Annotated in this window: 29 protein-coding genes and 1 pseudogene; 11 read left to right on the top strand and 19 right to left on the bottom strand. The window is 75.0% G+C overall.

All coding sequences use genetic code 11. The features are described from left to right. The 16 genes from AB0873_RS14885 to AB0873_RS14810 all read right to left on the bottom strand — a co-directional run bounded on the left by AB0873_RS14885 (window position 1) and on the right by AB0873_RS14810 (window position 7,280). Entirely contained in the window at window positions 1–225 is a 225-nt protein-coding gene (locus AB0873_RS14885; RefSeq protein ID WP_366600247.1) for a hypothetical protein, read from the bottom strand. A gap of 6 nt (window positions 226–231) precedes the next feature. Beyond that, window positions 232–417 (bottom strand): hypothetical protein, encoded by a 186-nt coding sequence (locus AB0873_RS14880; protein WP_366600246.1) that lies wholly within the window; start codon window positions 415–417, stop codon window positions 232–234. Continuing rightward, a complete protein-coding gene (locus AB0873_RS14875; RefSeq protein ID WP_366600245.1) occupies window positions 414–695 on the bottom strand; it encodes a WhiB family transcriptional regulator in 282 nt (93 codons plus the stop codon). Before AB0873_RS14875 ends, AB0873_RS14880 begins: the two co-directional genes overlap by 4 nt. Beyond that, window positions 692–1,564: a hypothetical protein gene (locus AB0873_RS14870; RefSeq protein WP_366600243.1), complete on the bottom strand. Its 873-nt coding sequence runs from the start codon at window positions 1,562–1,564 to the stop codon at window positions 692–694. The genes AB0873_RS14875 and AB0873_RS14870 overlap by 4 nt, the downstream gene beginning before the upstream one ends. After that, complete coding sequence (locus AB0873_RS14865; protein ID WP_366600242.1) at window positions 1,557–2,936, bottom strand: helix-turn-helix domain-containing protein; 1,380 nt, start codon at window positions 2,934–2,936, stop codon at window positions 1,557–1,559. The genes AB0873_RS14870 and AB0873_RS14865 overlap by 8 nt, the downstream gene beginning before the upstream one ends. After that, a complete protein-coding gene (locus AB0873_RS14860) occupies window positions 2,933–3,223 on the bottom strand; it encodes a hypothetical protein (RefSeq protein ID WP_366600241.1) in 291 nt (96 codons plus the stop codon). Before AB0873_RS14860 ends, AB0873_RS14865 begins: the two co-directional genes overlap by 4 nt. Then, window positions 3,220–3,474, bottom strand: a complete 255-nt coding sequence (locus AB0873_RS14855; RefSeq protein ID WP_366600240.1) for a hypothetical protein — start codon at window positions 3,472–3,474, stop codon at window positions 3,220–3,222. The genes AB0873_RS14860 and AB0873_RS14855 overlap by 4 nt, the downstream gene beginning before the upstream one ends. Continuing rightward, window positions 3,471–3,707, bottom strand: coding sequence for a hypothetical protein (locus AB0873_RS14850; RefSeq protein ID WP_366600239.1), 237 nt, complete (start codon window positions 3,705–3,707; stop codon window positions 3,471–3,473). The genes AB0873_RS14855 and AB0873_RS14850 overlap by 4 nt, the downstream gene beginning before the upstream one ends. Further along, the gene (locus AB0873_RS14845; RefSeq protein ID WP_366600238.1) at window positions 3,704–4,090 is read right to left on the bottom strand and encodes a hypothetical protein; all 387 of its coding nucleotides are present in this window, start codon (window positions 4,088–4,090) and stop codon (window positions 3,704–3,706) included. The genes AB0873_RS14850 and AB0873_RS14845 overlap by 4 nt, the downstream gene beginning before the upstream one ends. After that, window positions 4,087–4,392 (bottom strand): hypothetical protein, encoded by a 306-nt coding sequence (locus AB0873_RS14840; protein WP_366600237.1) that lies wholly within the window; start codon window positions 4,390–4,392, stop codon window positions 4,087–4,089. The genes AB0873_RS14845 and AB0873_RS14840 overlap by 4 nt, the downstream gene beginning before the upstream one ends. Next, a complete protein-coding gene (locus AB0873_RS14835; protein WP_366600236.1) occupies window positions 4,389–4,634 on the bottom strand; it encodes a hypothetical protein in 246 nt (81 codons plus the stop codon). Before AB0873_RS14835 ends, AB0873_RS14840 begins: the two co-directional genes overlap by 4 nt. Beyond that, window positions 4,627–4,986, bottom strand: coding sequence for a hypothetical protein (locus AB0873_RS14830; RefSeq protein WP_366600235.1), 360 nt, complete (start codon window positions 4,984–4,986; stop codon window positions 4,627–4,629). The genes AB0873_RS14835 and AB0873_RS14830 overlap by 8 nt, the downstream gene beginning before the upstream one ends. Next, window positions 4,983–6,326 (bottom strand): hypothetical protein, encoded by a 1,344-nt coding sequence (locus tag AB0873_RS14825; RefSeq protein WP_366600234.1) that lies wholly within the window; start codon window positions 6,324–6,326, stop codon window positions 4,983–4,985. Before AB0873_RS14825 ends, AB0873_RS14830 begins: the two co-directional genes overlap by 4 nt. Before the next feature lies 1 nt (window position 6,327). Continuing rightward, window positions 6,328–6,672: a hypothetical protein gene (locus tag AB0873_RS14820; RefSeq protein WP_366600232.1), complete on the bottom strand. Its 345-nt coding sequence runs from the start codon at window positions 6,670–6,672 to the stop codon at window positions 6,328–6,330. Window positions 6,673–6,795: 123 nt separating this feature from the next. Next, window positions 6,796–6,993, bottom strand: coding sequence for a hypothetical protein (locus tag AB0873_RS14815; protein WP_366600230.1), 198 nt, complete (start codon window positions 6,991–6,993; stop codon window positions 6,796–6,798). Beyond that, window positions 6,990–7,280, bottom strand: a complete 291-nt coding sequence (locus AB0873_RS14810; RefSeq protein WP_366600229.1) for a hypothetical protein — start codon at window positions 7,278–7,280, stop codon at window positions 6,990–6,992. The genes AB0873_RS14815 and AB0873_RS14810 overlap by 4 nt, the downstream gene beginning before the upstream one ends. Window positions 7,281–7,601: 321 nt before the next feature. Between AB0873_RS14810 and AB0873_RS14805 the strand changes: the two genes are divergently transcribed. The 5 genes from AB0873_RS14805 (at window position 7,602) to AB0873_RS14785 (ending at window position 13,334) form a co-directional block, all read left to right on the top strand. Beyond that, window positions 7,602–7,961 (top strand): hypothetical protein, encoded by a 360-nt coding sequence (locus AB0873_RS14805; protein ID WP_366600228.1) that lies wholly within the window; start codon window positions 7,602–7,604, stop codon window positions 7,959–7,961. Next, window positions 7,961–9,403 carry a recombinase family protein gene (locus tag AB0873_RS14800; protein ID WP_366600227.1) on the top strand — a complete coding sequence of 481 codons (1,443 nt, stop codon included), beginning with the start codon at window positions 7,961–7,963 and terminating at the stop codon, window positions 9,401–9,403. The genes AB0873_RS14805 and AB0873_RS14800 overlap by 1 nt, the downstream gene beginning before the upstream one ends. 40 nt (window positions 9,404–9,443) lie before the next feature. Next, window positions 9,444–10,247 carry a single-stranded DNA-binding protein gene (locus AB0873_RS14795; protein ID WP_366600226.1) on the top strand — a complete coding sequence of 268 codons (804 nt, stop codon included), beginning with the start codon at window positions 9,444–9,446 and terminating at the stop codon, window positions 10,245–10,247. 430 nt (window positions 10,248–10,677) lie between these two features. Then, window positions 10,678–11,796, top strand: a complete 1,119-nt coding sequence (locus AB0873_RS14790) for a cobalamin biosynthesis protein (RefSeq protein WP_366600224.1) — start codon at window positions 10,678–10,680, stop codon at window positions 11,794–11,796. After that, window positions 11,793–13,334 carry a cobyric acid synthase gene (locus tag AB0873_RS14785; RefSeq protein ID WP_366600223.1) on the top strand — a complete coding sequence of 514 codons (1,542 nt, stop codon included), beginning with the start codon at window positions 11,793–11,795 and terminating at the stop codon, window positions 13,332–13,334. The genes AB0873_RS14790 and AB0873_RS14785 overlap by 4 nt, the downstream gene beginning before the upstream one ends. Window positions 13,335–13,347: 13 nt before the next feature. On the opposite strand, the gene AB0873_RS14780 is transcribed toward AB0873_RS14785, so the two are convergent. Continuing rightward, window positions 13,348–13,749 carry a rhodanese-like domain-containing protein gene (locus tag AB0873_RS14780; RefSeq protein ID WP_366600222.1) on the bottom strand — a complete coding sequence of 134 codons (402 nt, stop codon included), beginning with the start codon at window positions 13,747–13,749 and terminating at the stop codon, window positions 13,348–13,350. Between AB0873_RS14780 and AB0873_RS14775 the strand changes: the two are divergent. From AB0873_RS14775 to AB0873_RS14760, 4 genes and pseudogenes are all read left to right on the top strand, one after another. Further along, window positions 13,684–14,560: pseudogene (locus tag AB0873_RS14775) on the top strand (hypothetical protein); the annotation flags it as partial. The gene AB0873_RS14780 and the pseudogene AB0873_RS14775 overlap by 66 nt on opposite strands. After that, the gene (locus AB0873_RS14770; RefSeq protein WP_366600221.1) at window positions 14,553–15,899 is read left to right on the top strand and encodes a dipeptidase; all 1,347 of its coding nucleotides are present in this window, start codon (window positions 14,553–14,555) and stop codon (window positions 15,897–15,899) included. The pseudogene AB0873_RS14775 and the gene AB0873_RS14770, both read left to right, overlap by 8 nt. 92 nt (window positions 15,900–15,991) lie before the next feature. Continuing rightward, entirely contained in the window at window positions 15,992–16,198 is a 207-nt protein-coding gene (locus AB0873_RS14765; protein WP_366600220.1) for a hypothetical protein, read from the top strand. A 40-nt stretch (window positions 16,199–16,238) separates the two neighbouring features. Then, window positions 16,239–17,831, top strand: a complete 1,593-nt coding sequence (locus tag AB0873_RS14760; protein WP_366600219.1) for an ATP-dependent DNA ligase — start codon at window positions 16,239–16,241, stop codon at window positions 17,829–17,831. A gap of 5 nt (window positions 17,832–17,836) precedes the next feature. On the opposite strand, the gene AB0873_RS14755 is transcribed toward AB0873_RS14760, so the two are convergent. Further along, the gene (locus AB0873_RS14755) at window positions 17,837–18,655 is read right to left on the bottom strand and encodes an SURF1 family protein (protein ID WP_366600218.1); all 819 of its coding nucleotides are present in this window, start codon (window positions 18,653–18,655) and stop codon (window positions 17,837–17,839) included. 165 nt (window positions 18,656–18,820) lie between these two features. Between AB0873_RS14755 and AB0873_RS14750 the strand changes: the two genes are divergently transcribed. Together AB0873_RS14750 and AB0873_RS14745 are read left to right on the top strand one after the other, a co-directional pair. Next, the gene (locus tag AB0873_RS14750; RefSeq protein ID WP_366600217.1) at window positions 18,821–20,221 is read left to right on the top strand and encodes a cobyrinate a,c-diamide synthase; all 1,401 of its coding nucleotides are present in this window, start codon (window positions 18,821–18,823) and stop codon (window positions 20,219–20,221) included. Beyond that, complete coding sequence (locus AB0873_RS14745; RefSeq protein ID WP_366600216.1) at window positions 20,218–20,787, top strand: GNAT family protein; 570 nt, start codon at window positions 20,218–20,220, stop codon at window positions 20,785–20,787. Before AB0873_RS14750 ends, AB0873_RS14745 begins: the two co-directional genes overlap by 4 nt. A 78-nt stretch (window positions 20,788–20,865) precedes the next feature. Here the strand turns inward: AB0873_RS14745 and AB0873_RS14740 are convergent, their stop codons facing one another. Next, on the bottom strand, window positions 20,866–22,998 hold the full coding sequence (locus AB0873_RS14740; RefSeq protein WP_366600215.1) for a transglycosylase domain-containing protein: 2,133 nt from the start codon (window positions 22,996–22,998) through the stop codon (window positions 20,866–20,868). Window positions 22,999–23,081: the final 83 nt, after the last annotated feature.

The following is a 23,081-nucleotide window of genomic DNA, read 5'->3' as shown; positions in this document are numbered from 1 at the left end:
TCATGCCGCCTCGGTGCTGCTGTTGGGGCCGCCGTCGAGCACCACCAGGTGCCGACGCCGGCGGACAGGAGGGGCGGGCGGGTCGGCGCGGTCGGCCAGGGCCCGCTGCACGGGATGCGGCGGCCGCGGCGGCGGCAGCGGCGGCGGCCCGTACCGCTCCGCGAGCAGCTCGGCGTACAGCCGCTCGTGGGTCGAGCCGGCGGGCCCGCTCGTGTGCTCGTCCATGGCCGCTCACCCCGGCCGGCCCACGAGCTGGGGGCAGGCCGCGCATTCCTTCGCCCGTAGGCGCACCGGCCGGTGCGGTGGCACCCAGCCCGGGGCGACGGTCCCGCAGACGTGCGGGTACCGCTCGGAGACCGGCGCCGGCCGGCCGAGCGCGAGGCTGGCCAGCAGCCACACCCCGACGACGGCGGTCACGACCGCTCCCACAGGCGCCGTCGGCGGATGTCGCGGCGCTGGTTACGGGTCAGCCCGCCCCACACCCCGTAGAGGGACTCCGGGGACTGCGCCAGAGCCCACTCCCGGCACGCCGGGCGGATCTCGCACGGCGTGCAGTAGACGGCGATCACGCCGGCCTGCGCGTGGTCGGACCCGAAGAACCTCGCGGTGTCCGCGCCGCGGCACGCCGGCCGCACGTCCGGGTCGTCGAGGAAGTCCGGCGCGGCGGAGCGGGTGCCGATACCGCGTTCCGTCACAGCCCCTCCGGCGGCTCGGTGGCGGCCATCCGGCGCACCAGCAGCAGCATCCGCTCGGCGCTGCCCGGGTGGATCGCGGTGCGCCGGGCGAAGGGATAGCTGTCCGGGTCGACGTCGCCGCGCCAGTAGGTGGCCCGCCAGCTCAGGTCGTTGCGGTTGCTGGGCAGACGAAGGGGATCCGCGCCGTAGAGCAGGCGCAGCGGCGCGTCCTCACGCGAGCCCCAGGTGACCACCACCGGGGCGGCGAGCAGGGCGCGGATCTGCTCGGCCACGGTGTCCGGGTCGACCGCGTCGGCGGGCACCCCGCGTACCCGCGGCCCGGCCACCCGGACGGTCGCGTCGACCAGGCGGCGGCCGGCGGTGTCGACCGCGTCGACCCGCAGCGCGATCGCCTCCGGGTTCTGCCGCCCGGACCGGGCCGGCGGCCGGCGGACCGGCGTGACGCGCAGCAGGTACGGGGTCAGCAGGTCGGGGGTGAGGATGCCGCGCGCCCACTGCACGACGTGGGCGCGGTCGGCGGCGGCCTTGTCGAGGTGCTCCCGCAGCTGCCGGATCCGGGCGCACACCCGGCACAAGCCCTCGTAGGGCAGGGGCCGGTCCGGGCGGGCGCCGCAGCCGCCGCACACCCGGGACGCGCCGGCCCGGGCGCGGGCCGCCTCCAACTGGCCGAGCGTCGCCGGCGACGGCTCCGACTCCGCCAGCGAGTACAGGTCGACGGTGGTCTTGCGGTCGCGCCAGTCCCGCGTTGCCACCCGGGCCCGGACCGGGCCGCCCGGCACGCGCGGCAGGTCCAGGGCGGCCAGCTGCGACCGGGAGAACAGGCCGGCGGGCACGGTCCGCCAGCCCTGATGGACGGGAATCTCAGGCACCGGCGGGCACCTCCTCGAGGAGTTCGCCGTCGATCGCGTCGCCGGCGCGCATCCCGTCCCGCGCGCCGGCGGCGTACTGGCTCGACAGTCGGGCGGGCAGGATGCCCAGCGCGCAGAGCACGTCAATGGCCTGGTCAACGCTGGCCACCGGGACGTCGAGGTTGTGGACGATGTACCGGGCGGAGCGGTAGACGATGCACAGCTCGCCGTCCTCCCACCACACCTCCACGTGCTCGACCGGCCCGTCGACGTGCTGGGGCACTGGTGGAGTCGGCTCGCTCGGCCCGAACTCCATCCCGAGCACGCTGCGCTTCCCGCGGCCGAGCACGTCCCTGGGATGGCAGGCCAGGCCAGCGCGCGCCCACTCGAAGACGGCGTGGAGCCGGCCGATCTGGGCGAGGGTCAGCTCACCGACCGGTGAGGTCGGATCGGGGGTTACCCCCGCCCCGCCGGCCGAGGAAGCAGGCGGCGGGGCGGGAGCTGGGCCGGCCGGGGAAGTCTGGTCGACGCCCTGGAGGGTGGCGTCGCCAGCGGCTGGCCCATCCGCCGGGTGGGTCGCGGTCCCGGCGGCCGACTCGGGGGCGCTTGCCGGGGCGGAGCCGCGAATCTCCGCCCCGGCTTCACCCGACACCCGGGGGTCGTGGGTGTCGGCGTCCGGCCCCGCGTGGACCGGTTCACCCGCCGCGAAACGGGTGGTCTCGTGATCGGCCGGGTTGGGCCAGCACCGGCGGCACCAGGTCGCCTCGTGCTGCTCGGCGGCCTGCCGGGCCGGCAGGGTCAGGCCGGTGCGGGTCGACCGGCCGCAGTAGGTCGACGTCGCGTTGCGCGGTCCGTGCGCCTCGATACCTTGTCGGGCGGTCGCGATCCACACCCGATCGTGCGGCGCCGGACCACGCTCACCGGCCGCGGTGGCCGCCGGCGGCGGGGTGGGGCGGGTGGAGGCGTAGGTCTTGCCGTCGGCGCCGGTGACCGTGTCGGGCAGGTGTTCGGGTCCCGAACACCTGGCGATGTCGTCGTGCACCGTACTGACGGAGGCGCGGACCACCGCGGCGATGTCGCGCACCGACATGCCCTTGGCGCGCAGCTCCGCCACGGCCTCGCGGCGTTCCTTCGTGACCGCCCGGTCGAGCAGCTCCCCGAACTCGGCGTCGCGGTACTGCTTCCACGAGCCGTAGCCGAGGGCCTGCCAGTCGCGGCAGGCGTACGCGTCGGAGATCTTCCGCAGCGCCCGCACGAACGTCGGCGCCATTTTCTTGATCTCCTTGAGGCGTTCCTTCGCCTCGTCGCGGGTCGCCGGCGGCCGGGTGATGTCGGCGGCGATCAGGTCAGCCGGGGCGGTGCCGAGCAGGTCCGGCAGCAGCGACGTGGTCACCGCGACCACCTGCGCACCGCACGTGCGGCCCGCCGGCGGGCGCCGGCCTTCGTGTACGCGTAGCCGGACACGCGGTCGCCGGCGACGGTGCGCACCCGCCACTGCCAGCACGGCCGCCACCACCCCCACCGCAGCACCTGGCGGGGCGGCAACACGATCGGCCGGTCCGGCCGGAACGTGGCGTACGTGGCGAAGCCGGGACGGGTCGCGGCGGCGGCCCGCATCTCGTCATCGGTCAGGCGCTTCACACGCGCCGGGTCTACCGGTACGGGGGTCGGGTCGGTCACCGGTACTCCTCACGGTCGTCGCGCTCGCCGAGGATCGCGGCGTCGCGGTCCAAAGCGGCGGCCACCATCTCGGGCGAGAGCCGCTGGGTCGGGGCAGGTGGCGCCGGCGGCGGGGTGTGGTTGGCGTCGCCGTCTTCGCCGACGCGCAGGCAGGTGCGGCAGGTGAGCCGGTTGCGGTGGTCCGCGCCGATGTCCGGGTCCGGGTCCCAGCGGGGGCAGATCCGCCGGGCCGGCTGCTTGCGGCCGGTCATCGGGGGCCGTCCTCGCCGGCGGGGTCGACGTCTTCGAGGAGGTCGGGTCCCGCCTGGGTGGCCGCGGCGGGTCGGTCGAGTCCGGGCAGGGCGACCGGCACGCGTCGGGCGCGGGCGTCCGCGCGGAGGATCCGCCAGCAGCCGGAGCCGACGCGGCGGGCCCGCGACAGCGGCGTCTTCACGGGCCGCTCGCAGCGCAGGCACACCACGTCGGCCGGCTTGTCGGTGCTCACGGCGCGTCCCTGCGGGGCAGGTCCCGGTGGTGGTGCGCCGAGGACTCGTGCGCGGCGCGGATCTGCGCGGTGCTCTGCCCGGGCCGACCGGACACGACCAGCCGGCAGCGGGAGCCCACGCACCGGTACGTGAGTGGCTCGGGCAGGCCGCCGTGGTACACCGGGTCGTCCTGGGTGGCGGCGAACCAGCGTTCGCGGGTGGAGCCATGCCGGTCAGAGACGTAGCGCACCCGCACGCGCACCCGGGCCAGGCCGACGACCTCGCCGCGCCGCCACCGGCCGAACGCCGCCACCCACACCGGATCCCCGACGGTCAGGTCGGCGGCGGTGAGCGGCCGGTTCGGCGGCTCCGGCGCGGCGAGGGCGGTGCGGGTCCCGGTCACCGCGCCACCGCCGGGGGTCGGGCGTCCGCCAGGGGCGCGCCCATGACGTGCCGGCCGGCGCGCACCGCGGCGGCGAACCGGGCCGACTCGGCGGCGATGTGCGCCGCGAACCGGGGATTGACCAGCGGTCGGTCCGGGCCGAGCAGCGGCGGCTCGGGTCGCGGGTAGGTGATCACCGCGACGACCCGCACCCAGTGGTCGTGGCGGTCGGCGCGCAGCAGCAGCACGATCCAGCCGAGCAGCCCCACGGTGACGGCGGATAGCAGCACCGCGGCGAGCGTGGCGGCAGTCGCGGCGCTCACCGTGGCCTCCGGGTCAGGATCGGCCAGCGTCGCCGCCGGCGGGGCGCGGTGGCGTAGAACGCCTGCCACACCTCGCACATCGGCGGCAGCTCCTGGGTGACCTCACCGTCACCGTCACAGGCGGCGGCTGCAGGGACGGCGGCGGCCGGCGGGCGGGTCAGCACCCACACCGTGATCGCAAGGAGCAGGACCGCCACGGCGAGCAGCAGGGTGATCGCGTCCTGAACGTCGAGGTCACGCACCGGCGCTCACCGCCTCCGCCGGCCGCCGGGTGGCGGCCTGATCCGGGAGGATCCGCCACAGGTCGAGGGTGACGAGCACGACCTGCGGGTCGGTGTCCGGCACGCAGCGCAGCAGCAGCCGCTCATGCCCGTTGCAGCCCTCCACCACGAACCCGGACGCGCCGCGGAACAGCTCGTCGACGCGCACCGAGCGGGGCTCCCGCTGCCCGGGCGGTAGGGCCGGCTCCATCCACTCCTCACGGCCGTTGAGCGGGTCCCGCCGGTGCTGCCAGCCGGCGTCGGCCATCCGGTCGCGCAGCGCGGACAGCATCGACCGCGACGGCGGCCGCGCGACGCTCAGCGGGCCGGTCACCGGACACCCGCCGGCGGCGTGTGCTGCGGGTGCGGCGCGGCGGCCTCCACCTGCACGGCCGGGTTGAGCTCCGTACCGCCGTAGCACCAGCGGGCGCGCAGGCCGTAACCGTCCTCGGTGACCGGGATGTCGAGCGCCGACGCGAACCGACGCACCGCCTCCGGCGACTCGAGGCCGGCGTCCACCTGGAGAGTGAAGCGGGGCAGCGGGAAGAACTCGTCCGCCTCCGCGAGCGCGGCCAGGCGGCGCAGGGCCTCGATCTGCTGGGCGCGGTGCGCCCGCGCGCGGGCCCGCGCCGCCGCCTGCTCCACCACGTCCCGGTCGACCAGCTCCACCACCTGGTCGACGTCGTACTCGCTGTAGGCGGGGCCGGCGTACACCACGCCGACGAAGCGCTCGCCTTCGTCGCTGGGCTCGACGTGGCGCACCTCGGCTCCCGGCCACTCCGGGTCACCGGTGGCCACGAACATGCCCGCCACCAGCTCGGCGGCCTTGACCCGCCGCGGCTCCGGGCCCGCCGGCCCGGCCGGCTCGCCGGCGCCGTCCGAGTCGGCGATGTGCTGGTCCAGCAGCGAGACGGCCTCGGCGATCGTGTCGAACCCGGCGAACGTCACCCCGCACGCGCACGTCGCGGAGGACTGGCCGGGCCCGTCGCCCACCGACGCGCTGAGGTGGAAGTGCTCCACCTGCCCGGGGTCGTCATCGGCCGGAGTCCGCTGGCAGACGGCCATGTTGGCGCACTTGCGCGGCGACGCGCAGCGCCCGCACACGTCCAGGCCCTCGCCGTCCGGTGCCGGATCCGCCGGGGACACGGCGGCCGGCTGACCCGGCGCGTCACCCGCCGCGGCCGGCTCCGCGCCGGCCGGCACCGCCGCGGCGTCGGCCGGCCACTGGTCACGGCGCAGCCGCATCAGTCCCAGCCGCTGCACACCGGCCTCCTCGGCCGAGGCGAACTGCCCCGCGAACACGTGACCGAAGTGGCCGAGCAGCTCCTCGCGGGCCGCGTCGCGCACACCGAACGTCACCGCGTACCGGCCGCCGAACGGGCCATCCTGCGGGAACGTGAACCACCACGTACGCGGCTCGTCCGGCAGGCAGTCGCACGACTGGGTCCCGCCGCCGGCGGCCTCGTCGGCGGCCGCCTGACGCCGCCCCTCCTCGTCGACGTCCCACTCCGCCAGGTCGGCCGGGCTGGCCGCGGCGCCGGGGTGATCGACGGCCGGCATGACCAACGTCGACGCGTCGGCGGCCGCGGGCCGCGCGGAGGGGTCGGGGTCAACGGCGATCGCGCCGGCCGCGGTCGCGGCCCTCAGGCCGGGACGGGTAGTCTTCGTGGACATCTCACTCGGTCCTTTCGCTGGGTGCGGGGTGGGAGATTCGGGGGTCACGAGCCGGGGAGGGGTCGTGACCCCCATCCATGTCCTGGGAGGCGGCGACGCCGCCGAGGCCCATCCGGTTCGTCACGGTCGACTCGTCGACGTGCGCGAGCAGCACGTACGCCACGGCGAAGAGCACGCCCAGGGCGACCGCCCACACGGCGATCGCGACGAGCGTCAGCGCGAACCGGCGGCCGCCGGCAGCCCTGCTCGGGCCGCGCGTACCGGGCACCGGTTCCGGGCCCCAGATGTCGGCGTTGTCGTACCAGCGCGCGGCCTGCTCGCCGGCGACGGAAGACGGATCACTCATCACTGCTCCTCAGCAGGAGGAAGGGGAAGGGGCGAGACGCGGCGACAGAGCCGCAGCACGAACAGCCGGTGCACCAGTAGTGCCGGCCGGCGATGCAGGCCCAGCACACGTAGGCGAGCACCGTCAGGCCGCCTCTCGCGCCTGGCGGGCAGCGCGCCGCTGGGCGACGGCCACGTAGATCTCGGCGAGGGCCTGGCTGAGGGCCTCGGCCGCAGCGCGGCCGGCCGGGCTGTCCGGGTCGAGCGGCTTCACCTTGGGGTGCTCGTGCTTCGGTCCGGACGGCGGCGGCGGCGTGTGTGGGCCAGCGGGCGGGTGCGTCATGCTGCGCTCTCCGATCGGCTCGTAGCGGGCGTGCACGCGACTCGCCCGAACAGCACCTCGACGGACGTGCCGAGGTCGGCCGCCATCCGCATCGCCAGCGCCAGGCCGGCGCCCTTGTGGCCGTTGCGGAGCAGCGACATGTGGGTCCGGCCGATGCCGTGCCGCTCGGCCTGCTTCGCGACGGTGTCCAGGCCTCGCTGCCTGGCGAGCGCGTCGTAGACATCGACCCGAAGGCGGACGACGTCGGCCTTCGGCGACTCGGCGTCGGGATTTGGCATCGGTTCCATGGTCGCCACCGTAACCGTCACCTAAAGGCAACGCAACGGGCGACGCCAAAATCAGTCTGATTCAGCCGATCGTCTGAGTGGCCGGCGCCGTCGATCGCGGCTACCGTTGCCCACAGACAACGCTTGCAGGGGGTCCACATGCCGGGTCAGCGCGTCAACACCGCAGGCGCAGCACGGATAAGGCGACGCTCGAAGCTCAGACGCGGTGTCGCCAAAGAGCAACGGCCACAAACCCACCGTTGCCGCTGGTCCAGCGCTTATGGTTCGCCTATGGGCGACGCTTCTCCACCCGCCGAGGACTGGGCGGGTTACCTACGGCGAATGACCAGCCGGCCGGGCTGGAGCGTTGCCAGGCTCGCGCGCGAGTCCAAGATCCACCGTGGCACCATCTTCGGTTGGATGAAGGGCGAGGGCGTCACGGTCGCGAGCGTGAAGGCCATCGCGAAGGCGCTCGGCGACGACGAGGCTCACGCGCTGGCTGCCGCCGGCGGCGCGGCTACTCACGCTGAGAAACTCGATCCGGACCTACGGATCATCATGCAGCGCCTCGAGGACCCGGCCGTCGGTGAGCCGGAGAAGGCCACGATCCGCGCCACGTTGCGGTATCTCGCAGACCTCGCCGACCGGCAGGACCGCGAGCGGCGGGAGCGCCGAGAAGAGCCAGACCAGAAGGCGAGCTGATGCCTCGCCGTCGCGGCCAGCTCGCCGCCGTGCCGGATCAGCCGCGCCGGTTCGTCGCCTACCGCCGCGTCTCGGAGCTGATGGGCCGCGGCGGCGACGACTTCCACTCTCCGGGCATCCAGCTCACCGCGATCCGTCGCATGGCCAAGCCGGCCGGGCTGCGTGAGGTCGCGGTCGTCGACGACATCGACCGCACCGGCCGCCATTTCAGCCGTGAGGGCATCGACGAAGTGCGGCGCATGGCCGCCGCCGGGCAGATCGACGTCCTGGTGGTGTACAAGGTCGACCGGTTCGGACGCAACGTCCTCGAATCGCTGCAACTGCTCGCCGAGTTGGCCGACAAGGGCGTCACGATTATGTCGGCCACCGAACAGATCGACACGTCCACGCCGTCCGGCCGGTGGATGCTGACCAATCTTCTGGCGATCGCGGAAATGCAGTCCGACGAGATCGGCCGGGGCTGGTCGAACACCATTGCCCGGCGCGCGGAAAAGGGCGAGCATCACGGCCGGCCCCTCGGATACATCCGGCGGGATAAGCGCCTCGTTCCCGATCCGGAACTGTCGGCCGCGATCACGGAGACATTCCGGCAGTACGCGGCCGGGGAGCCGATCGGCGACGTCACCGCCTATCTCGCGGCGATTCGCGGAAAGGCAATGCACACGGCGAACGTCAAGAAACTGTTGCGCAATCCCGCCTACCGGGGAATGGTCATCGCCGGCGACGAGGTGTGGCCGGGCGAGCATGAGCCCCTGGTCGACGAGGTGACGTGGCGGAAGGTGCAGAACCGCCTCGCAGCCGAGGCCGGGACGCCGCCGCGGCACCTGGCGCCCACCTGGTCACTGGTCGGGCTGGTCGAGTGCCCGCAGAAGCACAAACTCCAGCGGGCGGGCGGGCGCCTGATGTGCGGCGAGGACCGCAGCCAGGTCAAGGGCTCCCGCTGCGACGGCGTTGGCCGGCCGCTGCTGGCCCGGGTGGAGGCCGAGGTTCTCGCCCAGGTCGCCGCCTACGCCCGCGAGCTGCGCACCGACCACGGGGCCCGGGCGCAGCGGCTGGCCCGGCTGACCGCCGGCCGCGCCGACCGGGCAACGCTGGAGCGCCAGGTGAGCGAGGCCCGCACCGCCATGGTCAACCTGCTCAAGGACAACGCGCGGGAGCAGGTCCCCGAACCGGTGTACCGGCAGGCCCTCGCCGAACTGCGGGAAGCCGAGCAGACCGCCGCGGGACAGCTCGCCCGCCTCGGCGCCGCCGACACCCCACCGGACCCGGAGGCCGTCGCGAAAGCCGCGGAGGCGATCCTCAAGCTGTGGGCCGACCCGGAGGTGACCCACGCCGAGCGAGTCAAAGCCCTGCGGTCACTGGTCGACCGGATCGTCGTCCGACCGGCGGAGCGGTGGCGAGAGCCCGAATCGGACCGCGTGGACGTACGTTTCCGCTGGTAGCCGTCTTCTCAGTTCGTGATGCCCCACGATCGTGGGCAACGTGCTCACCACACCCGAGTGGCGCCGGACCACCCAGAGCCAGACCCTGGTGGCCAACTTCAAGGTCGCCTCCACCGCCCGCCGCCTCGACCGCGACAGCGGCCGCTGGGTGGACGGGAACAGCCTCCGCGTCCGCGTGAACTGCTGGCGGAAGCTCGCCGAGGGCGTGGCCGCCTCGGTGATGGTCGGCGACCCGGTGATCGTGTGCGGGCGGCTCTACACCCGCGACTGGACCGACGACGCCGGCAACCACCGCACCCTCTACGAACTGGAGGCCGTCGCCGTGGGGCACGACCTCTCCCGGGGCCGCGGCCGGTTCCTGCGCAACCGCCCGACGCGGGCGACCAGCGCCGTGGAGGACGCCGAGGCCGAGCGGCGCGTCCACGGCGAGCCGACCGAGCCGGTGCCGCCCGCCGAGGCGCCGGCCCTGCCCGATGCCCGGCCGCTCGACGACGACTTCGAGCTGCCCGAGTTCGCGGCGGCGCGAAGCCGGTCCGAGTCGCTGAGCTTCAGCGGGATGGACCCGCTGGACGGCCCGCTGGAAGCCGCGCCGGCCGAGCCCGACCCGGAGGACGACGACTCCGACCTGACCGAGGACTCCGGCGAGGACGCGGGCCCGGCCGGTGCTCCCGAGCCGGGCCTGCACGGGACGGCGGACCTGGTCGGGGAGACGGATCGGCTCGGTGCGGCGGACCGTGAGACGGACCCGCTCGGTGAGACGGACCCGCTCGGCGGGTCCGAGGCCGGGCCGGTTGCCGGTGGTCGGGGCCGGCGAGGCCGAAACCGGGTGCCGACGCCGGCCTGACCGGGGTCGGCTCTGCGCGGCGTGGCTCTGCACGCTCGGTCGGCCCTGCGTCGGGGTGGCCTTGCGTCGGGTGGCTCTGCGTCGGGGTGGCTCTGCGTTGGGTCAGCCCTGTGTCGGGGTGGCTCTGCGTCGGGTCGGGACCGTCCGGGGCTGGGCTGCCCGGTCGCTGGGGCGAACGGGGGCGGGGTGGCGGCGGTTGCCGCCGTCACCCCGCGGGCCGGCGGACCGAGCTCGGGCGATCGTCATGATCGGATACGGCTCAGCGCCTGTCGTGGCGGCGTCTCGAGTCGGTGGAACGTATTCGATCATGGGCGGGTAGGCGGGCGGTGCGGGTGCGCGGTGGTCGCTACACATCGTGATCGGTCGGAGCGGCGGGCGGGAGGGGGCGGGGGAGGGCTCGGTTAGGCTGGCCGGCCGGAGGTGATGGCCGGTGCGGCAGGCGACGCCGGTGGCGACCGCGGCGGGACTGATCGCGGGATACGCCCTGGATGCCCTGGTCGGCGACCCGCGCCGGTGGCACCCCGTGGCGGGGTTCGGCCGCGCGGCCGGTGCCCTGGAACGGCGGATCTACCGGCCCGAGCGGACAGCCGGTGCCGCGTACGCGGCATTGGCGGTGGGCGCGCCGGTGCTGCTCGGGGCGGCGGCGACGGTCGCCACCCGGCGGCGTCCGTTGGCCCGCGCCGTCCTCGTGGCAGCCGCTACGTGGACGGTGCTCGGCGGGCGTACCCTGCGGCACGAGGCCACGGTGATGGGCAGGGCGCTGCGCGGCGGCGACCTGCCGGGGGCCCGGCAGCGGATCGGTCACCTGTGCGGGCGGGACCCGTCGGCGCTGGACGAGCCCGAACTGGCGCGCGCCACCGTCGAGTCGGTCGCCGAGAACACCTCCGACGCGGTCGTCGCGCCGCTCTTCTGGGGCGCGGTCGCCGGCCTGCCCGGCCTGCTCGGCTACCGCGCGGCGAACACGCTCGACGCGATGGTCGGCCACCGCTCGCCCCGGTACGCCCGGTTCGGGACGCCGGCCGCGCGCCTCGACGACGTGCTCAACCTCGTCCCGGCCCGGCTGACCGGGCTGCTGACGGTGGCCGTGGCCCCGGTGGCGCACGGCGACCGGGCGCGGACCTGGCGGATCTGGCGCCGGGACCGCAACGACCATCCCAGCCCCAACGCGGGGCAGTGCGAGGCGGCGATGGCCGGGGCGCTGGGCGTCCGGCTCGGCGGTCGCAACGTCTACTTCGGCCGCTCCGAGGTCCGCCCCTTCCTCGGTGACGGGCCGCGTCCGGAGGCCCGCCACCTGCCCCGGGCTGCCCGGATCTCCGGTGCGGTGGGGCTCGCCGCGCTGGGGCTCGCGGCGGCGTACCCGCTGACCGCCGGCCGCCTGGCCGCCGCCGCCGGACGCCGGCTCGCGGCAGGGCTGGGCGCCCGCGCCGGCCGCGGCGCGGTGGGAACCGGCGTCCGGACGGGCCGGGTCGCCCCGGCATCCGCCCTCCGGGCCGGCCGCGGGCCCGCCGCGGGCGCGGGCAGCACGAGCGGGCGGGGGAGCGGGCGGTGAGCGGCGGCCTGCTGGTCGCCGGCACCACGTCCGACGCGGGCAAGAGCGTGCTCACCGCCGGCATCTGCCGCTGGCTGCACCGGCGGGGCGTGAAGGTCGCGCCGTTCAAGGCGCAGAACATGTCGAACAACTCCGCCGTGGTGGTCGGCCCGGACGGGCGCGGCGGGGAGATCGGGCGTGCCCAGGCCATGCAGGCGGCCGCCTGCGGGGTCCCGCCGGACCTGCGGTTCAACCCGGTGCTGCTCAAGCCGGGCAGCGACCTCGCCAGCCAGGTCGTGCTGCTGGGCGAGGCCGTCGACACGATCACGGCCGGCACGTTCCGGCAGCTGCGCCCCCGCCTCGCCGAGACCGCGTACGCGGCCCTGGCCGAGCTGCGGGCGGCGTACGACGTGGTGATCTGCGAGGGCGCGGGCAGCCCGGCGGAGGTCAACCTGCGGGCCGGCGACTACGTCAACATGGGGTTGGCCCGGCACGCCGGCCTACCCACGATCGTGGTCGGTGACATCGACCGGGGTGGCGTGTTCGCCGCGATGTTCGGCACCGTCGCCCTGCTCGACCCGGCCGACCAGGCCCTGATCGCCGGCTTCGTCGTCAACAAGTTCCGCGGCGACCTGGGGCTGCTCCGGCCGGGGCTGGACATGCTGCGCCAGGTCACCGGCCGCCCCACGTACGGGGTGCTGCCCTGGGCGCTCGACCTCTGGCTGGACGCGGAGGACTCGCTCGCGTACGGGCGGGTGCTGGGCCGTCCGGCCGGCCCGCGCGGCGACGAGTGGCTGGACGTGGCCGTGGTCCGGCTGCCCAGGATCAGCAACGCCACCGACGTCGAGGCGCTCGCCACCGAGCCCGGTGTCCGGGTACGCCTCACCGTCGAGCCGGCCGAACTCGCCGCCGCCGACCTGGTCGTGCTGCCCGGCTCGAAGTCGACCGTGGCGGACCTGGCCTGGTTGCGGGAGACCGGGATCGCCGACGCGGTGCTGGCCCACGCCGGCGCCGGCCGTCCCCTGCTCGGCGTCTGCGGCGGGTTCCAGATGCTCGCCCGCGCGATCCACGACCCGGTGGAGAGCCGGCGGGGCAGCGTGCCCGGCCTCGGCCTGCTGCCGATCGAGGTCACCTTCGACCCCCGCAAGACCGTGCGCCAGTCGGCCGGCACGGCGTGGGAGGGTGTCCCGGTCCGCGGCTACGAGATCCACCACGGGTACGTCTCGTCCGCCGACCCGGACCTCACCCCGCTGCTCGCGTACGCCGACGGTGCCGGCGAGGGCGCGGTCGCCGGGGCGGTGTACGGGACGCACTGGCACGGCGCGTTCGAGTCGGACGCCTTCCGCCGCCGCTTCCTGACCGAGGTGGCCCGGCAGGCCGGGCGGGACGGCTTCCGGGTCGCCCCGGACACGTCCTTCGCCGCCGCCCGCGAAGGTTCGCTGGACCTGCTCGGCGACCTCGTCGAGGAGCATCTGGACACCGACGCCCTGTGGCGCCTCATCGAGTCCGGCCCGCCGGCCGGTCTCCCGGTCATCCCGCCGGGCGCCCCCACCGGCTGAGACACGGCCCGGGTCAGTGGCGGACGTCGGCGGGGCGGTCGGACATCGGCAGTCCCGCCTCCCGCCACCCGTCCACGCCACCGATGACGTCGGTGGCCCGGTGCAGACCGAGCGCCCGCAGGCTCGCCACCGCGAGGCTGGAGCTGTAGCCCTGGCGGCACACCACCACGATCTTCAGGTCGTACCCGGTGGCCTCGGGGATCCGCCAGGCGCTCGCCGGGTCCAGCCGCCACTCCAGGACCGTGCGGTCGATGACGATCGCGCCGGGCAGGTCACCCTGCTCCCGCCGGTGCGCGTCGGTGCGAATGTCGATCAGCAACGCCCCGGTGCGGACCGCCTCGACCGCCTGGTGCGGGGTCAGCCGGCGCACCCCGGCCCGGGCCTGTTCCAGCAGGGCGTCGACGCCCGGACTCATCACGCTGTGGGACACGAGCCGATCATGCCGCCCAGCCCGGGGCTGCGCCGCCGGAACGGTCCGGCTGCCCACCACGACCGCCCGAACGGGCGACGGGCCGCCGGTCCCGCCGGCACCGCCCGCTACGGTCGGCGCGTGGAGGTGGCGGTGCTGGAGGCGTACGCCCGGTTGGCGCGCCGGGTGCGGGCGGCCCCGGCGCGGCTGGGAGCGACCCGGCTGGTGGCCGTCGACGGGCCCAGCGGCGCGGGCAAGAGCTGGTTCGCCGCGCGGCTCGCGGACGCCCTCGCCGAGCTGCCCGGCGACGCCCGGCCACCGGTGGTGCACACCGACGACCTGCTCGACGGCTGGGACGACCAGCTCACCTTCTGGTCCCGGCTGGAGGAGTGCGTCCTCGCGCCGGTCCGCGAGGGCCGGCCGGGGGCGTACCGGCGGTACAGCTGGGTCCGCCGGGAGTTCCTGCCCCGGCCGGTGCCGGTGCCGGTGACGCCGGTGCTCCTTCTGGAGGGGGTGAGCGCGGCCCGCGCCGCGGCGGCGCCCGACCTGACCCTGGCCGTGTTCGTCACCGCCTCGCCGGAGCTGCGGCTCACCCGCGCGGTGGCCCGGGACGGTCCGGGCATCCTCCGCGAGCTGCGCCGCTGGCACGCGGGCGAGCGGGCCCACTTCGCCGCCGACGGCACCGAGGAACGGGCCGACCTGGTGGTCGACGGGGCGCCGGAGCTGCCGCACGACCGGTCCCGCTACTACCTGCGGCGGGGCGGCTCGGGTAAGGCCGGCATACGATGCCGGTCATGACCACACCGATCATGTCCGAGTCCGACCTGCGGGCCGCCGTCGAGCGGGAACTGCCCGGCGTCCGCGCCGACCTCGAACGCCTCGTCCGCATCCCCGGCATCGCGTTCGACGGCTTCGACCACTCGCACGTGGAGCGGTCCGCCGAGGCGGTCGCCGAGCTGCTGCGCGGCTGCGGCCTCGACGTGAAGATCGTGCGCTCCGGCGGCCAGCCGGCCGTGATCGGGACGAAGCCCGCCCCGCGCGGCGCGCCGACGGTGCTGCTCTACGCGCACCACGACGTGCAGCCGGTCGGCGACCTGTCCCTGTGGGAGTCGCACCCGTTCGAGCCGGTGGAGCGGGACGGCCGCCTCTACGGGCGCGGCGCCGCCGACGACAAGGCGGGCATCATGGCGCACGTCGCGGCGCTGCGCGCGTTCGGTGACGCGCTCCCGGTCGGCGTGGTGCTCTTCATCGAGGGCGAGGAGGAGTACGGCTCCGACTCGCTGGAGCAACTGCTGGCCGAGCACCGGGACGAGATCGCGTCCGACGTCATCGTGATCGCCGACTCCGGCAACTGGGACATCGGCGTGCCGGCGCTGACCACGTCGCTGCGCGGCATCGTGAACTGCTTCGTCGAGGTGCGGACGCTGGACCACGCCGTGCACAGCGGCATGTTCGGCGGCGCGGTGCCGGACGCGCTCACCGCGCTGGTCCGGCTGCTCGCCACCCTGCACGACGACGCAGGGAACGTCGCCGTCGACGGGCTGGTCGGCCGGGAGGGCGCCGCCGTCGACTACCCGGAGGACCGGGTCCGCGTCGAGGCCGGGCTCGCCGAGGGCGTGCAGTTCATCGGCACCGGCCGGATCACCGACCGGCTCTGGACCAAGCCGGCCCTGGCCGTGCTCGGCGTCGACGCGCCGGCCACCGGGGAGGCCCCGAACGCCCTGGTTCCGACCGCGAAGGCCAAGCTCAGCGTGCGGCTCGCGCCGGGCGACGACCCCAAGCGGGCGTACCTGGCGCTGCGCGCCCACCTGGAGAAGCACGCCCCGTGGGGCGCCCAGGTGACGGTGACGTTCGAGCACGACGGCGACCCGTGCGTCATCGACGCCTCCGGCCCGATGTTCGACGCCGCCCGCTCCGCGTTCCGCACCGCCTGGGACGGCACCGACCCGGTGGACATCGGCGTGGGCGGCTCGATCCCGTTCATCGCCACGTTCCAGGAGATGTTCCCGGCCGCCGCGATCCTGGTGACCGGTGTGGAGGACCCGCACGCCCGGGCGCACGGCCCCAACGAGAGCCTGCATCTCGGCGAGTTCGCCCGGGTCTGCCTCGCCGAGGCGCTGCTGCTGCGCAACGTGGCCGGAGCGGCCCGCGGGTGAGCTGAGCCGGGCCTGGTGTCGGATCCGTAACTTCCTGGTCCATCTGGGAGTTTGCGGTGTGTCGGGCGCGGGGCTGTTATAGCCTTTCGTACATGAGTACGAACGAGGTGATGGCCCGCCTGGAGGCCGCCGTCAGCGCTCTGGGGGACGTCGACGTCTCCGCGTGGCCCGAGGACACGCTCAAGGAACAGCTCGGTGAGCTGTCCGCCGCCCTGGTCGCGCTCGACTCGCTGCTGTCCCGGGTCGCCGACGAGGTGCGCGCCCGTGGCCTGCGCATCGAGGAGCCCGTCCCGGCCTGACCACGCGGATGCCCGGGTGGTGTCGGGGGTGGCTGGCAGGATGGAGCCCGTGCGGTTCCTGGACCTGGCAGCCACCTCCGCCGCTGTCGCCGCGACCAGCGGTCGCCGCGCCAAGGTGGAGCTGCTCGCCGACGCGTTGCGGCGCCTCGAGCCGGGCGAGGTGGCGGCCGGCTCCGGCTACCTCGCCGGTGAGCTGCGGCAGCGTCAGACCGGGGTGGGCTGGGCGAGCCTGCGTGACCTGCCGGCACCGGCCGACACGCCGACGTTGACGGTGGCCGCGGTGGACGCGGCGATCGAGGACATCTCGTCGCTTCGCGGGGTGGGCTCCCAGGCCCGACGCCGCGCACTGCTGCACGGGCTCTACGCGTCGGCGACGGCCGACGAGCAGCGGCTGCTGACCGGGCTGTTCAGCGGGGAGCTGCGCCAGGGCGCCCAGGCCGGGCTCCTCGCCGACGCGGTGGCCCGCGCCGCGGAGGTGCCGGTCGCGGCGGTCCGCCGGGCCCTGCTGCTCGCCGGTGACCTGCGCGCGGTGGCGGTGGCGGCGCTCGACGGCGGCGCGGCCGCGCTGGCCGCGTTCGGTCTCCAGGTCGGGCGTCCGCTCGCACCGATGCTGGCGCAGAGCGCCCCGTCGGTCGACGAGGCGCTCCTCGCCATCGGCGTGCCCGCCGTGGTCGACGTCAAGCTCGACGGCATCCGCATCCAGGTGCACCGCTCGGGGCAGGACATCGCCGTGTTCACCCGCAGCCTCGACGACATCACCGTCCGGGTGCCGGAGGTGGTCGCGGCGGTGCGCGCGCTGCCCGCCCGTGAGCTGGTGCTCGACGGCGAGGCCATCGGGCTGGACGCGGCCGGCCGCCCGCTGCCCTTCCAGGAGACCTCCAGTCGGGCGGCGCGCCGCACGACACCCAGCACCACCGGCGGCAGCCCGGTCGCCCCGGCCGTGCTCGCGGCCGCCGGGACGACCGGCGAGACCGTGCTCACGCCGTACTTCTTCGACCTGCTGCACCTCGACGGCGAGGACCTGATCGACCGGCCGGGCCGGGAACGGTGGGCTGCGCTGGCCGGCGCGATCGACCCGCAGCTGCTGGTCGGGCGGGTGGAGGTCGACGGCCCGGAGGCGGCGGGGGCGGCGTTCGCGGCCGCCGTCGACGCCGGGCAGGAGGGGGTGGTGGTGAAGTCCCCGGACGCCCCCTACGACGCCGGCCGCCGCGGTGCCGCCTGGGTCAAGGTCAAACCCCGGCATACCCTGGACCTGGTGGTCCTCGCGGTCGAGTGGGGCAGCGGCCGACGCCAGGGCTGGCTGTCGAACCTGCACCTCGGCGCGCGCGACCCCCGCACCGGGGAGTTCGTCATGCTCGGCAAGACCTTCAAGGGGCTCACCGACGAGTTGCTGCGCTGGCAGACCGGGCGTTTCCTCGACCTGGCGGTGGAGAAGGGCGACTGGGTGGTGCGGGTCCGTCCCGAGCAGGTCGTCGAGATCGCCTTCGACGGCGTGCAGAGCAGCTCCCGCTACCCGGGCGGGATGGCGCTGCGCTTCGCCCGCGTGGTGCGCTACCGGGACGACAAGACTGCGGCGGAGGCGGACACGATCGACGCGGTGCGCGCCATCCACGCCGGCCGCGCCACCGGCTGACGCGATCAGGCCGGCGCGGGTTCGGCCGCGCGGTCGGCGGGTCGCTCCGGCGCCACACCGGCGCGGCGGCGGGCCTCCCGCCGCGCGAAGAAGCCGTAGCCGAACAGGGTCATGCCGGCGAAGATCCACCACTGCACGACGTAGCCGAAGTTCTGCCAGTTGTTCGTGTAGCCGACGGGGATCGCCGCGAAGGCCGGATCGGCCGCCGGGGTCTGCTCGTCGAGCAGCACGTACGCCCCGTGCACCGGGTAGGGCAGCTCGCGGGCCAGCCGGGGCAGCATGATGCGGCGCGTCTCCAGCTTGCCGTCGCGCCGGGCGACCGGGACGGAGCCGCCCTCGCCGGGGCGGACCCGGCCGATCACGGTCACCTCACCGGCGGGCGTCGCCGGCACCGCCGGCTGAGCGGTCGCGTCGCCCCCGGGTGCGGGCGGGATCCAGCCGCGGTCCACCAGGACGGCGGTGCCGTCGGCCAGGACCAGCGGGGTGAGCACCTCGAAGCCGACCGTACGGTCCACCGAGCGGCCCCGGACCAGGATCACGTTCGAGTCGTCGTAGCGGCCGGTGACGGTGACCTTCGTCCAGGTCTGCTCGTCGGTGGGCGGCTGCCCGGCGGTGCCCGCGCCCCCGACCGGGGCGGCCACCGCGTCGCGCAGCGGCACCGGCGTCATCCGCCGGCCGGCGTCGATCCGCTCGTTGATCTCCGTCCGCTCGTGGTAGCGGTCCAGCTGCCAGTTGCCGAGCAGCACCATCGCCGCCGCCGCGACCAGGGTCAGCGCGAGCGCGCCCAACCAGCGCGGTGTCAGCAGGAACCGGTACACGACCACGAGATTACCCGTATGACCTGGGCCACCGACCCGCGCGACCCGGCGGCGACGCGACCGGGCGCCGCGGTGACGCTCCCACGTCGGTCCCGTCCGCTATCGTCACGCGGGCGGACCGCGCCGTCGGTCCACTCCGCGTACCCGCCGCCGCCCGCGAGGGAGTCGATGATGACCGTCGTGCCGCGCCTGGTGCTCAGTGCGCCCTCCTCCGGGCATGGGACGAACATGCTGGCGATCGGGCTGCTCGCCGCGCTCGCCGACCGGGGGGTGACGGTCGCCGGTTTCAAGGTCGGGCCGGACCGGGTCGACGCCGCCTACCTCGGGCTCGCCGCCGGCCGGCCCGGGCGCACGCTCGACCCCCGCCTGGTCGGCGCGGAGCGGATCGCCCCGCTGGTCGCGCACGGCGCCGCCGGCGCCGGGCTCGCGGTGGTGCAGGGCAGCATGGGGCTGTACGACTCGCTGACCGGCCACCCGGAGACCGAGTCGACCGCGGCGGTCGCCACCGCGTTGCGCAGCCCGGTCGTGCTGGTGGTCGACGTGGCCGCCATGGGCCAGTCGGTGGCCGCCCTGGTGCACGGCTTCCGGGCGTACGACGAGCAGCTCTGGCTGGGCGGCGTGATCCTCAACCGGGTCGCCTCCGGGCGGCACGAGGCGTTGCTGCGCGAGGCGCTGGACGACGTCGGCGTGCCGGTCTACGGCGCGCTGCGCCGGCAGGACCTGCCGCCGGTGCTGCCGGCCCGCCGGCACGGGACGGTGCCCGTGGTCACCGCGTCCGCCGAGGCCGACCGGGCGGTCCGCCGGCTCGGCGAGGCGGTGGCGGCGACCGTCGACCTGGAACGGCTGCTGGGGCTGGCGCGCTCCGCGCCGCCGCTGAGCGTGGCAGCGTGGTCGCCGGAGGCCGAGGTGGGGGCCGCCGAGGCGTCGGCGACCGGCGAGCGACCGCTGATCGCGGTGGCCGGGGGCGCCGGCGGCGGCTACAGCCACGCCGAGACGACCGAGTTGCTGCGGGCCGCCGGTGCCGAGGTGGTGACCCTGGATCCGCTGCACGACGAGGCGCTGCCCGCCGGCACCCGCGCGCTCGTCGTCGGCGGGGGCCTGCCCGAGTCGAACGCCGAGCGCCTGTCGGCCAACCGCCGGCTCTGCATCGCGGTCGCCGAGCTGGCCCGCACCGGCCGCCCGGTCGTCGCCGAGGGCACCGGGCTGCTGTGGCTGGCCCGGGAGCTGGACGGCCTTCCCATGTGCGGGGTGCTCGACGCGGTCGGCAGCAGCCGGGAGGGCCTCGTGGTGGGCTACCGCACGGCGACGGCGGCGACCGACAGTGTGGTTGCCGCGGCCGGTGCGACGGTGACCGGGCACAAGGAGCATCGGGCGGTGCTCACGCCGCGGGCCGGGCAGCGGCCGGCCTGGACCTGGGACGGCGGGACCCCCGAGGGCTTCGTCTGGCGGGGCGTGCACGCCTCGCAGCTGACGCTGCACTGGGCCGCGCACCCGCGGCTGGCCGCCCGGGTGGTCGCCGCCGCCGCGCAGGCGGAGCCCGCCGAGTCCCCGGCCGGCGGGGTCCCCGCGTGATCGGTCAGGTGGCGGTCCGCCGGTTCCCGGAGCTGACGGTCTCCACACCGCGAACGGAGGTGCGGCCCCTGACGGCGGCCGACGCGAAGGCGGCGGACGAGGTCTTCGCCGACCGTCAGACCCAGCGCTGGCTGCCCGTGGCGGAGGAGACCGGCCAGATCGACGGGCACGCCTGGTGCACCGACCTGGCGCGGCAGCGGCGCGACAGCGGCGACGGGGACCACTACGCGGTGCTCCGGCGGGAGGACGACCGGGTGGTCGGGTGCCTCTGGACGCGGCGTACCGACTGGGGCGCCCGGTGCACGGAGGTCTCGTACGCGATGGCGGCGCACGCCCGCGGCTTCGGGCTGGCCGTCGAGGCGGTGGACGCGCTCGCCATCGCCCTGCTCCTGGAACACGGCTTCCAGCGGGTCGAGCTGCGCGTCGCGCCGGGCAACGTCGCGTCGCGGCGGCTCGCCGAGAAGGCCGGTTTCAGCTACGAGGGTCTGCTCCGCAACGCCGGGTACGTGCGCGGCGCGCGGGTCGACCTGGAGCTGTGGTCCCTGGTCGCCGCCGACCTGCGCTAGCGGGCCGGTGTCGGCGCGGCTCGCGCCGGGGCGTCGACACCGGCGCCGGCCACCGGGCGGTGGACCCGGCGGCGGCGCTCAGCCGACGATCGCGTCCGACGGCGGGGTGAACTGGCGCACCGGCTTGCCTTTCAGCGCCTCCTTCAGGGTGTTCGAGACCGCCGCGATGGGGATCTGCGACTGGCCGTCACCCACCGCGTTGAACGGGTTGTCCGGATCGGAGATGAAGCTCGCCGCCGCCAGCTCCGGGGTGAACCCGACGAACCAGGCCGACCGGGTGCTGTCGGTGGTACCGGTCTTGCCGGCGACCGGCCGGCCGACCGTGCCGCGGACGCTGTCGGCCGTCGACCAGCCCCCGCAGCTGCCCTTCGCCGGGGTGTCACCGGTGGGGCACCGCGCGGCGTCGGTGGCGGCCCGGGCGGCGTCGGCTTCGACCACCTGGCGGCAGCGCGGCTTGGCGACCTCCCGCTCGATCCCGGAGGCGGTCCGGTACATCGCCGGGGTGCCGTCCCGGTTGTAGATCGCCTGCACCGGCATCGCCTCGCAGTACCGGCCCTCCGCGGCGACGGCGGCGTACGCGTTGGCCATCTCCAGCGGGGTGGCGTCGGAGACGCCCAGGGTGAAGGCGCCCCAGGTCTTCGCCTTGGCCGGGGACGCGTGGTCCCGGTCCACGTCGGTACGCCAGCGCAGGCCCAACTGTTCGGCGAGGCGTACCGCGCGGTCCGCGCCGACCTGCTCCTCCAGCCAGACGAAGTACGTGTTCACCGACTTGCCGAAGCCGGACCACATGGTCTGGGTACCGGACATCGCGCCGCTGGCGTTCGACGGCGCCCAGCCGTTGTAGACCTCCGACCGGTACCGGTGCGGCGCGTCGAAGGTCGTGTTCAGGGTCAGGCCGGCGTCGAGCGCGGCGAGCATCGGGAACATCTTGAACGTCGACCCCGCCTGGTAGCCCGGCAGGTCACCGCCGCCGAGCAGGGGGGCCACCGTGTTCGGGTAGTTGGCCTTGACCTTGGGGCCGGCCTCCGGGTTGGAGCTGGGCGGGTTCTCGTCCAGGTTGAGGGAGTAGGTCCGGTTCACCGCCATGGCCTTCACCCGCCCGGTGCCGGGCTCCGTGATCACGATGCCGTTGGCGAACGGGCTGCCCGTGTTGTCCTTGCTGCCGACGTTCTTCTCGGCCGCCGCCTGGATCTTCGGGTCCAGGCTCAGCACGATCCGGTATCCGCCCCGGCGGAGCTTGTCCATCCGCTCCAGCGGGTTGTCGCCGAACGCGGGCTGGGCGCTCCACCAGTTCTTCACGTAGTCGCAGGCGAAGCCCCAGCTGTTCCACTTCTCCGGGACGGAGATGCAGTCGTTGGAGGGGTAGCTGAGCTTCAGCCGGATCGGCTCGGACCTGGCCGCGGCGGCGGCGTCCGGCGAGAGGTAGCCGAGCCCGGCCATCCGGTCCAGCACGTAGTTGCGGCGTGCCGTGGCGTCCTTCTGGTCGGAGGTGGCCGGGTCGTACTGCGACGGTGACTTGACGAGCCCGGCGAGCGTGGCGGCCTCGACCGGCGTGAGGTCCTTCGGGGTCTTCGAGAAGAAGATCTCGCTGGCGGCGTAGATGCCGTACGCGCGGTGCCCGAAGTACGCGGAGTTGAGGTAGCGCTCGAGAATCTGCTCCTTGCTCAACTCCTTCTCCAGGTCCAGGGCCATCCGCATCTCCCGGACCTTGCGGATGCTGGTCTGCTGGGTCGCCTCCTGCACCTCCTTCGGCGTCTTCGCGCTGTCCCGCAGGGCCATCCGGACGTACTGCATGGTGAGGGTGGAGGCGCCCTGGGAGACGCCGCTGGACCGGGCGTTGGCGACGAACGCGCGGGCGACGCCCTTCGGGTCGACGCCCCGGTGCTGGTAGAAGCGGGAGTCCTCGGCCGCCACGATCGCCTGCTGGATGTTCGGGGACATGTCGGCGAGCTTCGTGTACTGCCGGTACTCCTCGTAGAACATCGTCAGTACCGTCCTGCCGTCCGGCGCGTAGAGGTACGAGGTCTCCGCGGGCAGGGCGGTCGTGAGGATCTTCGTCTTGTGCTCCAGGGCGTGGGCGGTGACCTTGGCGCCGATGCCGGTGGCGGCGGCGACGGGATAGGCCACGGCGGCGACCACGATGCCGGCGATGAGACCGGCGCGGAGGAGAGGGACGAGACGACCGGCGGCAGCAAGGGGTCGGTTGCTCACACCGCCAAGTTATGACATTTCCGATTCGTACCTGAGAAGTATTCATAAACGCGGCGCTCGTGACGCGCCCCACGCCGCGTGGC

The organism is Micromonospora sp. NPDC047707 (assembly GCF_040704235.1).
GTDB lineage: Bacteria > Actinomycetota > Actinomycetes > Mycobacteriales > Micromonosporaceae > Micromonospora.
The sequence above is the reverse complement of the archived record's forward strand: the minus strand, read 5'-3'. Positions and strand labels throughout refer to the sequence as shown.